General features: G+C 55.6%; 8 protein-coding genes. 5 read left to right on the top strand and 3 right to left on the bottom strand.

Annotated elements, in window-relative coordinates; genetic code table 11:
* Both B2R48_RS15755 and B2R48_RS15750 read left to right on the top strand, forming a co-directional pair.
* A partial coding sequence (locus B2R48_RS15755; RefSeq protein WP_297002327.1) for a cytochrome c-type biogenesis protein occupies window positions 1–200 on the top strand: 200 nt, incomplete at its 5' end.
* A 46-nt stretch (window positions 201–246) separates the two neighbouring features.
* Window positions 247–951, top strand: a complete 705-nt coding sequence (locus B2R48_RS15750) for a tetratricopeptide repeat protein (protein ID WP_297002324.1) — start codon at window positions 247–249, stop codon at window positions 949–951.
* A 20-nt stretch (window positions 952–971) separates the two neighbouring features.
* Here the strand turns inward: B2R48_RS15750 and B2R48_RS15745 are convergent, their stop codons facing one another.
* From B2R48_RS15745 to B2R48_RS15735, 3 genes are all read right to left on the bottom strand, one after another.
* Window positions 972–1,259: a hypothetical protein gene (locus tag B2R48_RS15745; RefSeq protein WP_297002321.1), complete on the bottom strand. Its 288-nt coding sequence runs from the start codon at window positions 1,257–1,259 to the stop codon at window positions 972–974.
* Window positions 1,260–1,275: 16 nt separating this feature from the next.
* Entirely contained in the window at window positions 1,276–3,129 is a 1,854-nt protein-coding gene (locus B2R48_RS15740; RefSeq protein WP_297002318.1) for a lytic transglycosylase domain-containing protein, read from the bottom strand.
* A 232-nt stretch (window positions 3,130–3,361) separates the two neighbouring features.
* Window positions 3,362–4,255, bottom strand: coding sequence for a uracil-DNA glycosylase (locus tag B2R48_RS15735; protein ID WP_297002315.1), 894 nt, complete (start codon window positions 4,253–4,255; stop codon window positions 3,362–3,364).
* Between the two features lie 273 nt (window positions 4,256–4,528).
* On the opposite strand from B2R48_RS15735, the gene B2R48_RS15730 reads away from it, so the two are divergent.
* The 3 genes from B2R48_RS15730 to B2R48_RS15720 all read left to right on the top strand — a co-directional run bounded on the left by B2R48_RS15730 (window position 4,529) and on the right by B2R48_RS15720 (window position 8,868).
* The gene (locus tag B2R48_RS15730; protein ID WP_297002312.1) at window positions 4,529–6,166 is read left to right on the top strand and encodes an electron transfer flavoprotein-ubiquinone oxidoreductase; all 1,638 of its coding nucleotides are present in this window, start codon (window positions 4,529–4,531) and stop codon (window positions 6,164–6,166) included.
* 166 nt (window positions 6,167–6,332) lie between these two features.
* Entirely contained in the window at window positions 6,333–6,956 is a 624-nt protein-coding gene (locus tag B2R48_RS15725; RefSeq protein ID WP_297002309.1) for a DJ-1/PfpI family protein, read from the top strand.
* 196 nt (window positions 6,957–7,152) lie between these two features.
* Window positions 7,153–8,868, top strand: a complete 1,716-nt coding sequence (locus tag B2R48_RS15720; RefSeq protein WP_062956652.1) for a tetratricopeptide repeat protein — start codon at window positions 7,153–7,155, stop codon at window positions 8,866–8,868.
* Window positions 8,869–8,884 lie beyond the last annotated feature (16 nt).

Below are 8,884 nucleotides of genomic sequence, written 5' to 3'. Positions count from 1 at the left end.
TGAACCCGCCACTGAAACCCGAAACATATATTCTGTGGGCAAGCCCGGGGGTTCTGGTGGTGCTGGCAATTCTGGCTGTTTTTGCCTTTTACCGTCGCAAGAAACGCGATGGATCCCCGGCATCTGCATCGCTGTCAAAGGACGAACAGAAACGGCTGGACGAACTTCTTGGTTCTTCAAAAGACGACGGCAAGTCCTGATGCAACGTGATCGCCTGACATATTATCATCCCACCGGAGGTTTCCTGTGATCTGGGTTGGCTTGGCGGTTCTGGCACTTCTGGCGGGTGCGGCCCTTTATGCAAGCCTGCCGAAATCAGCAGGGCAAGGATCACGTGCGCGCCGCGTTGCCTTTGCCGCCCTGCCGGTTATCACAGCATTGGTGCTTTATGCCATGCTCGGCAGCCCGACCCTTCCATCGCGGCCCTATGCGGATCGTGCCGGCGAACGCAACCTCGCCGCCGCCGCTGCCGTTGCCGATAACGCCACAGATCCCGATTTCAAAACCGATCAGCAGATCAGGCGACTGCTTAATCAGATTGTCGTCTCGCTGGAGGTCAACCCGCGTAACCTTCAAGGCTGGGTCGCCCTGGCACGTGGATCGTTGCGTCTGGGAAACATTGAACGGGCCGTGGCCGCCTTTGCACAGGCCTATGCCCTTTCGGGCGAGAACCCGTTACTTGCCATCGAATATGCTGACACCCGCATCACCGCCCAGGACGGACAGATCGACAGCACGTCGCGTGATCTGGTCTTGCATGCGCTGGGCCAAATGCCCAACCATCTGCTGGCGCGCTACTATTACGGTATGATGCTAAAACAAAACAATAAGCCGGATCAGGCGCTGCGTGTTCTAAGTGATCTTTATCGCGACCTGCCCAATGACGATCCGCTTGGCAATGCCACCCAAAGCGAGATCAAGGCCCTGCAATCCAACTCAGATGCTGACTAAGCGCTGTATTTGGCGCTGAACTAGCCCGCAAACAAATACAAAGTTCCCAACAACACAGCAACGATCAGCAACAATGTGCCGCCCAGTGCGACCAGCTTCATGACAGGATGAAGACTTTCAAGTTCCCCGAACGGACGCTCCGTTTCAGCACCCGTTTGGTTGACATGCCCCTCACCAAACCGGCGCAGGGCTTCCTCGCCGCTCATGGGAGGCATCTTGATACGATCAAGGACCGTCCCCTGATCCGGGGCACGGTACTTGTCAGTTGTTCTGGATTTTTGCGGGCTGTCGCCGTTATTGGCTGTCATCGCAGGTGCTTGATGCTTAACGCTGCGCTCTCAGGCCGCGCTCTGTGTCCTGATCCTGCGGCTGATAGGTTGGCCATTCGCCAGCAGCCAGAAGATCAAGCGACGGCGTTTCCTGACCGAACCGCGACCGATACATCCAAAGGTTGGCCATCACGCGTTCGATGAACAAACGTGTTTCACGCGACGGGATGCTTTCGATGAAATAAAGCGGATCGACATTGTCCTTCAGCGCCTTCTGCCAGCGACCAAGATTACCAATGCCGCCGTTATAGGCCGCCATCAACTGCAAGAAGCCGTTATCAACACCATTCTGCTCAAGCAGGTGATCAACATATTTCTGTCCAAGCGACAGGTTGATTTCCGGCTGATACAGCTCGGCGCGTTTGGCACCACGGTAACGGGTGTTGCCGATATAGCTTGCCGTGGCCGGCATCAGTTGCATCAAACCACGCGCACCGGCATGACTGCGCGCGTCGGTGTTGAAACCCGATTCCTGACGCATGAAGGCATAAATCACCGCACGGTCAACTTCATAGCCACCTTCCGGTGCCCATGGCGGAACCGGATAAAGTGCGTTTACAAACACATCACCGGTCTTTTGCGCGATATAACTGCCAAGACGCATGGTAAGTGATGCGAAATTCGCGGTATCGGTCAGGGCCAGAACAGCACGACGCAGCGAATCGTCATCCTTTGCCGCTGCCTTGCGCAATTCGCGTTCGGCTTCATCGCGCAGACCAATCTGCAACAGCGAAAGCGCGCGACGTCCATGCGGATCAAGTTTCAGCTTATTGGCACGGTTTTCATCAAGCTCAAGGCTGTCCCAGTCAAAAACGTCATCACGTCCCAGTGCGCGCATCGCCAACTGACCATAGAACGAACGCGGATATTCCGCCGCCCGGTTCAACATGGCATCGGCTTCGTCAAATCGACCTGCGGCCAGATCAATACGACCGGCCCAGAACGCACCTGCGGTCCGGGTCCAGCTTGAGGCATATTTGTTTGTGCTAAGTGCTGCAAAATGGGCGTGCGATTCATCCATCTTGCCCAGACGCCACGCGGTCAGACCCGCAGTCCAGTGCGCCTGCGGCAGATATTTGCCTGACCGCTTTGCCGCTTCACTGGCATATTTCAGTGCAAGATCAGGTTTGCCAAAATAATAGTAACCCGATGCAATTGCGGCCTTGGCATGGTCTTGCTCATAGGCATCAAAAATACGCTGGGCCTCATCGCTGTTAAGAACTTCAAGCGCGCCGGTCGGCCAGCCATTTCCAATGCGATGGCGAATACGACGTTTCAGCGTCGAAACGCGCGAACGTTGCTTGGATGACAGCTTCTTGGTCGATTTGTGATAATAGGGCGTGATGTTCTCGTAATCATAGCCGGCACCCGAAACATAGCTGCCCACAGGCTTTTTCGGATAATTTGCAGATCCGCGACGTGTCAGCGCAAGCTTGTAAATGCGCGGCGCCTGCGGGTGATCGGCATATTTCGCAAGCCAGCCCTTAAGCTCCTTGTAACGCGACCGATACGCCGTCGGGTGCAGATAGCGCTGCGCCATCACATGCCCCATCAGGACATCATCAGACAGGCGCGAAATCAGGCGGTCGGCATCGTCCCAGCGACCTTGCTCCTGTACGGCAAAAATCTGTTCGTAAAGTTCGGCATCGCGTTCGGAAAGCGGCTTTGGGATCAGGGTCGAAAGCGCCTCGTCCAGAACAGGGCTGCTCAGGGCGGCCTGTTCCTGCGTGCTGGCAGCAGCAGGCGACATGGCACCCATGACCGTCATGGTGCCCATAAACGCAAAGAAAAGTCCCTGCCTTACGGTGCGTGTTACACCGGGCAGGCGTGTTCTTATTGCTTCGATCAAAATCAGTTTCCCCAACGAGGCTTGTTTTCAAGCCGCGTGTTTATCCCGAAGCAGTTTGGTCTCGCAACCCGTTGCCTGCGGTGTTCCCCCTCGTGCAACGGCGTGTCTTATAGCAGAAAACACCCAAACCGCGAAATCATTTATCTGGAATCAATCACTTGGCGCGGACCGCGCAAAGCACCCGAAACGCTTGCATATCTCCCATGCATACGCCGATATTATCGCCAATTCCTTAAAGCTTTTGCGCGATCGCACGCAAATCACGCCAGGCAAGGCGTTTTTGTTCCGGCGTCCTGAGAAGATAGGCCGGATGGAACATCGCGGTCAGGGCAGCATTTTTGCCATCCGCAAAGGAAATTTCCTTCCACGTGCCGCGCAAACGCGTAATGCCGCGATCTTCTTCCATCAGGGTTTTGGCCGAACTGCCGCCAAGACAGACAACCACCTTCGGACCAATCAGCTCAAGATGGCGGCGAATGAACGGTTCGCACACCGCAACCTCGGCTGTGGTTGGCTGACGGTTTCCCGGCGGCCGCCATGGCAGGATATTGGTAATATAGGCCTCTTCACGCGCCAGTCCGATGGACCGCAACATGGCATCAAGCAACTTGCCGCTTGGCCCGACAAACGGAAGGCCCTGACGGTCCTCTTCGGCGCCCGGTGCTTCACCGACCAGCACCAGATCTGCTTCGACATTCCCGGTGCCAAAGACCGTATTGCTGGCTGACTTTTTAAGGGCGCAGCCTTCGAACTTTTCAATAGCGGCCTTGAGTTCATCAAGGCTGTTTGCCGCAGCGGCTGCATCGCGTGCGGACTGGCGCGCCTCGTGTGGCGTATCAGACAACAGGAACCCGCCATCTCCGCCAGCCGGAATCGGCGCAGGACCAGCAGTTCCAGCCGACTGAGCAGGTCGTGCCGACGCCCCTGCAGGACGCTGTGCCCCCGGGCGACCATTCGCGCCAAATCCCTGACGATTGGCCGCATTCTGGCGCAGGCTTTCAGATGCCTTGAAACGGTCAAGCGGCTCGTCGGCGATGGCCTCGTCCGCGCCCATCTCAAACTGCCAGACAAGGGCCTCGAACGGGTCGAGATTATTTACATCAAAGTCTGTAATTGGTTTGCTCATCTACACAAAGGCGATGTATGTTGCACCGCAATCAGGATCGCGGGCACTGCTTGGGAAGACCTTATACGATTTTGGGTCCTTTGTGCCAGAGTACAAACGCGACACAGGTTATGACTATGGATTGTCAACCGATGCCATGATCGCTATAGCTTAACCACGCAAGAACTATCTGAGAAATCAGGGCTTGGGCGAGACCCTGAACGGTGAATACCGGCTCACGATCAACGAACGGAAACAGTTCGACAAGATCGCCAGCCAAAGGAGAGAGGCCAAATGGAACGGGAATCCATGGAATTTGACGTGGTCGTCGTTGGTGCCGGTGTGTCCGGCCTGTCGGCTGCCATCAAGCTAATGCAACTCGCCCAGGAACAGGAAAAAGAAATCACCGTCTGTGTGGTTGAAAAAGGTTCCGAGGTCGGCGCACACACCCTTTCAGGTGCCGTGATGGAGCCGCGCTCGATCAATGAACTTTTCCCTGACTGGAAGGAACGTGGCGCACCATTAAACGTGCCTGCCGGCGAAGACCAGTTCATGATGCTGAGCGAAACCGGCGCAAAAAAGCTGCCGACCCCGCCGCAGATGCACAACAAGGGCAACTACATCGTCAGCCTTGGCAATGTTTGCCGCTGGCTTGGCGAACAGGCCGAGGCCCTTGGCGTCGAGGTTTATCCGGGCTTTGCCGCCGCCGAAGTTCTGTTTAACGATGATGGTTCGGTCAAAGGCATCGCCACGGGTGATATGGGCCTTACGCGTGATGGCACGCCGGGCCCGAACCACGAACCGGGTATGGAACTGCATGCCAAATACACCTTCTTTGCCGAAGGGTGTCGTGGCTCGCTGTCCGAACAACTGATCAAGAAGTTCGATCTGCGCAAGAATTCCGATCCGCAGACCTATGGCATCGGGATCAAGGAACTCTGGGAAGTCGATCCCGCGGTCCACAAGGAAGGCCTGATTCAGCACACCGTTGGCTGGCCGCTTGACAAGAACACCTATGGCGGGTCGTTCCTGTATCATCTTGATAACAATCAGGTGGTTGTCGGTTTCGTTATCGGTCTTGATTACGAAAACCCGCATCTCAGCCCGTTTGATGAATTCCAGCGTTTCAAGACGCATCCGGAAATCCGCAAGATTTTCGAAAATGGTCGTCGCATCTCGTACGGCGCACGTGCGCTAAACGAAGGCGGTTTCCAGTCGATCCCCGACCTTGTTTTCCCGGGCGGCTGCCTGATCGGCTGTTCGGCCGGCTTCATGAACGTGCCGAAGATCAAGGGTTCGCACACCGCGATGAAGACCGGCATGCTGGCCGCCGAGGCTGCGTTTGAGGCCCTGACTGCCGACGAAACGCCTGCACAGATGGACAGCTACCCGCAGCGTCTGAAAGACAGCTGGGTCTATCCGGAACTGCACAAGGTCCGCAACATCCGCCCGAGCTTCGCCAAATGGGGCTTCTGGGGTGGCATGGCCTATAGTGCTGTTGATACCTATCTGTTCGGTGGCAAGGCTCCCTGGACCTTCAAAAACCACGAAGACCATTCCTGCCTGAAGCCAGCTGCAGAAATGCCGAAAATCGACTATCCGAAACCGGATGGCAAAATCAGCTTCGACAAGCTGTCATCGGTCTTCCTGTCAAATACCAACCACAGTGAAGATCAGCCGGTCCATCTGACGCTTAAGAATGACACCGTTCCGGTAAACACCAACCTTGCCGTCTATAACGGGCCCGAAGCCCGTTTCTGCCCGGCCGGTGTTTATGAATTTGTCGAAGATGAAGAAAATGGCGGCAACCGCCTGCAGATCAACGCGCAAAACTGCGTGCATTGCAAGACCTGCGACATCAAGGACCCGACCCAGAATATCGTCTGGGTCGTGCCCGAGGGTGGCGGCGGACCAAATTATCCGAACATGTAAGCCTTCCGGCTTACATCACACAAAAAGGCCCGTGTCATGCGGGCCTTTTTCTTTTGGTCTGATGATTGGATTTCTGCCGGTCAAAGCCTCATATAAGTTTTCACTTGTTTCAATTTCAATCTGAGCGTTCAATACCGGCCCTTTTCAACGCGCAGGCAAGAACAACATGAAAATCGCAATTGTGACCCTTGAAGGTTTCAACGAACTCGACAGCTTCGTCGCTTTGGCGATTTTAAACCGCGCCAAGGCCGATGGCGTCCATGCCGAAATCGTTGGCACCGGCGACACCGTTACATCAATGAACGGTGTTTCTGTCTCGGTGCAAAGGCCTCTGTCCTTTGCACAGGAAGCCGACGCGGTCTTGTTGGGCAGCGGCATTCATTCACGCGATCACATCAATGATCCGGATATCATGGAGCAGCTGTCGCTTGATCCGACCCGGCAACTGATTGGCGCACAATGTTCGGGCATTCTGTTTCTGTATCGCATGGGCCTGCTGCCCGCGACCGTGACAACAGATAACAAAACCCGGCCCTTGATAGCACGCACCAAAGCCGTGATCGAAGACCGCCCGCTGGTCGCACAGGGCAACATCGTCACCAGTGGCGGCTGCCTGTCGTCAAGCTATCTTGCCGGCTGGTTCCTTGCCAAGGCCGTCGGCTTGGATAAGGCCATTGCCGTGCTTGAGACAGTCGCCCCGGTTGGACAGCGTTCTCAATTTGCCAAACAGGCCCGCGAAATCATTGGCAAACAGTTGGATATCCCGGCCAAGCGTCCACTTTATTGCTAGCCAATATGATGCTTTTGCCCGCTGCTTTCGGCACTTTGCGGATCATTACTTTATTGTGATGGCCTTTGCGCATGGTTCCGTGTTGCAAATGCTTTGCCTTATAATTGCCGACTGAGTAGGCTAAACCCGAAATTCACTATGGCGATGCATACGACCTTACATCTCCGAACCCGAATTGCGGACGCAGGAAAAGCCTTTGAAACGTAAACTGTTACACCTCCTCATCCCGATGACGGCTGTTGCACTTTCGGCCTGTGGCACCATGCCGCAACAAAGCGACGACACCGTTTTCGAGTATCCGCAATCCAACGGTTTTTCGGGCAACTTCCTTGCAGGCAAGGCCGCACAGCTTGAAAGCCAGTCGGGCTATGCTGCGCAGTATCTTTTGCGTGCCCATAACCTTGATCCCGATAACGCAGAACTGCGCCGTCGCGCTTTCCTCGCGCTGATCAGCGACGGGCGTATCAGTGATGCGGTCGATATTGCCAAACAACTGCAGTCGGAAAACGATCAGGATCTGTTTGCGGCCCTGACGGTCATGGATGCCGCCATTCGCGAAGATCGCTATCAGGATGCGCTTGATATTGTTTCAAGCCTGCCCGAACGCGGCATCAACGCCCTGATTGCACCGCTGGCAAAGGCATGGCTTTATACCGGCCTTGATCAGAAAGCCGCAGCCATGGCCGCACTTGACGGCATGCAGGGCAATGGTTCGCTGAACCCGCTTTCGGAATATCATCGCGGCTTGATACTCGCACATTTCGGCGATTTTGATGCTGCCGAACGCGCCCTTGCCAGCGCCTATGGCGACCCGGCTGATGCGCCACTTCGCGCGGCAGAGGCCCTTGGTGCCGTCTATGAGCGCAAAGGACAGGTGCAAAAGGCATCCCTTCTTTATGAAAGCTACATGGACCGGCATCCGCAATCGCTTGCCATGCCCTTCCATTTGGCGCGCCTTGATCGCGGCGAACCGCCAATCGCGACCATGCTGACCCCGGCAGAGGGTCTGGCAGAGGCCTATCTTGATATCGCCACCTTGCTCAGTCAGGAAAACGCCGTTGATCCATCCTTGTTGATGGCGCGCTATTCATTGTCGCTGCGTCCTGATGATGACATTACCCGTCTTCTGGTTGGCGAAGTCATGGAAATCCAGAATCGCTTTGAAACGGCAATTGACGTTTACGGGGCCATTCCGGTGTCTTCACCGCACAGCTGGAATGCGCGACTGCGCATCGCATCCAGCCTTGAGCAAATTGGCCGTGCGGATGAAGCAATTGATATCCTTGAAGACATGGTTGGCGAACGCAGGGACCGCCCGGACGCCCTGATCCAGCTTGGCGATATCCTGCGCTTCCAGCAGGAATATGGCCCGGCTGCCGATGCCTATGACAAGGCCATAGAACGTCTGGGCGGCAAGACACAGGTTGGCTGGCGCTTGTTGTATCGTCGGGGCATCGCAAACGAGCGGGCGGGCGACTGGGCCAAGGCCGAAGCAGACTTCCTTCAGGCGCTCGAAATCGAACCCGAACAGCCTTATGTTCTGAACTATCTCGGCTATAGCTGGGTTGATATGGGCATGAATTTCGATCAGGCCGAAGACATGCTCAAACGTGCCGTCGAATTGCAGCCTGATGACGGCTATATCGTCGATAGCCTCGGCTGGGTTTATTACAAGCTGGGCCGGTTCGATGATGCGGTTGAACAGCTTGAAAAGGCTGTCGAACTGAAACCTGACGACCCGACAATCAATGATCATCTGGGGGATGCCTATTGGCAAATCGGGCGCTATCACGAAGCCCGTTTCCAGTGGCACCGCGCCCTGTCATTCAATCCGACCGAAGACCTGCGCAGTACCGTAGAAGCCAAAATCAATGGCCAGGTACCAAGCGTGGCCCCGATTGTCGTGAACTGACACATTTGGGAAGAAA

Origin of the sequence: Thalassospira sp. UBA848 (assembly GCF_002295455.1) — a bacterium.
GTDB lineage: Bacteria > Pseudomonadota > Alphaproteobacteria > Rhodospirillales > Thalassospiraceae > Thalassospira.
Note: the sequence above shows the minus strand (reverse complement) of the source record. Positions and strands in the feature narration are given on the sequence as shown.